Consider the following 1721-nt stretch of genomic DNA (forward strand, 5'->3'; position numbering starts at 1 on the left):
CCGCCGTGCGCGCGCGCCAGCAGCCCCGGCGCGAAGCGCACCGCGTTGCCGGCCATGGCCTGCTCCAGGTCCAGCGTGCCGGCCAGGTGTTCCAGCGATGCGCCCAGCGGCAGCGTGACGAAGGGCGCGCCTTCGATCAGCTCGGCCAGGGCACGCGCAGCGGTCGATTTGGCCGTGCCGCGCGGGCCTTCGATCAGCACGCCCCCCAGTTGCGGATCGATGGCGGCGAGCAGCAGCGCCTGGCGCAGTTGCGGCTGGCCGGCAACGGCGGCGAAGGGAAAAAGCGCGGGCAGGGAAGGAGTGGCGTCTTGCATGCGGAGGGGTGGGGAAGGCGATGTCAGCGCCGATCGCGCCTTGGCCATGCGGTCGATGCGGTCCGGCTGCCAGGGGCGATGTTGCGGGCCGTGCTGCGGCCTGTTGTGCAGATCGGGGTGCGTGGGGTGTCATCCGCGGGCGCCCTCCTGCGCTTGCTCGTGCTCCAGCAGCAGGTCTTGCAGCGCCTGGCGGTAGTCGCCCGGCACCTGCCACAGGCCGCGCTGCATGGCCTCCAGCAGGCGCTCGAGCATGTCGCGCAAGGCGGCAGGGTTGTGGGCGCGCACGAAGTCGCGGGTGCCGGCGTCCAGCACATAGGCATCGGCCACCAGAGCGTAGTGGTGGTCGCTCACCTGGCGCGTGGTGGCATCGAAGCCGAACAGGTAGTCCACCGTTGCTGCCATTTCGAAGGCGCCCTTGTAGCCGTGGCGCTTGGCGCCGTCGATCCACTTGGGGTTGGTGACGCGCGCGCGCACCACCCGGCCGATCTCTTCCTTCAGGGTGCGGATGCGGGGCGCCTGCGGGTTGGCGTGGTCGCCGTGGTACAGGGCGGGCTGCCGGCCCGACAGGTGCCGCACGGCGGCGGCCATGCCACCCTGGAACTGGTAGTAATCGCTGGAGTCGAGCAGGTCGTGTTCGCGGCTGTCCTGATTCTGCGCCACCACGTCCAGGCCCTGCAGCCGGCGCGCGAGCGCATCGCCCGCGGGCTCGCCCGCGGCGTCCTGCCCGTAGGCATGGGCGCTCCAGCCCACGTAGGCGCGGGCCAGGTCGCCGTCGTCTTGCCAGTCGCCGGTCTGGAACAGGCCGTTCAGGCCCGAGCCGTAATGGCCGGGCGGTGCGCCGAACACGCGCCAGCCGGCCTGGCGGCGTGCAGCGGCCGCGTCCACGCCCCGCTGCTGCAGCGCGGCGCATTCTTCGAGGATGCGGGCGCGGATGGGGTTTTCCTCGGCGTCCTCGGCCTCCAGCGCCGCCACGGCCTGCACGGCCGCATCGAACATCTGGACCGTGCCGGGAAAGGCATCGCGGAAAAAGCCGGAGATGCGCAGGGTGACGTCGATGCGCGGGCGGCCCAGCCCCACGCGCGGCACCACCTCGAAATCGACCACGCGCTGGCTGCCCGCCGCCCAGCGGGGCCGCACGCCGATCAGCGCGAAGGCCTGGGCGATGTCGTCGCCGCCCGTGCGCATGGTGGCCGTGCCCCAGACCGACAGGCCCAGCGTGCGCGGGTACTCGCCGTGCTCCTGCAGGTAGCGCTCCAGGATGCGCTGGGCGGACTGCTGGCCCAGCTCCCAGGCGGTGCGGGTGGGAATGGCGCGCGTGTCCAGGGTGTAGAAGTTGCGCCCCGTGGGCAGCACGTCGGGCCGGCCGCGCGACGGCGAGCCGCTCGGGCCCGGCGGCACGAACAGCCC

2 protein-coding genes are annotated in these 1721 nt (G+C 72.8%); both read right to left on the reverse strand.

The window, feature by feature from the left end; genetic code table 11:
* On the reverse strand, positions 1-314 hold a 314-nt coding region (locus tag AC27KI_RS24170; RefSeq protein WP_487116270.1), incomplete at its 3' end, for an AAA family ATPase.
* A 129-nt stretch (positions 315-443) separates the two neighbouring features.
* A partial coding sequence (locus tag AC27KI_RS24175) for a cobaltochelatase subunit CobN (RefSeq protein ID WP_487116272.1) occupies positions 444-1721 on the reverse strand: 1278 nt, incomplete at its 5' end.

Source organism: Acidovorax sp. KPB24-03, from assembly GCF_057546605.1.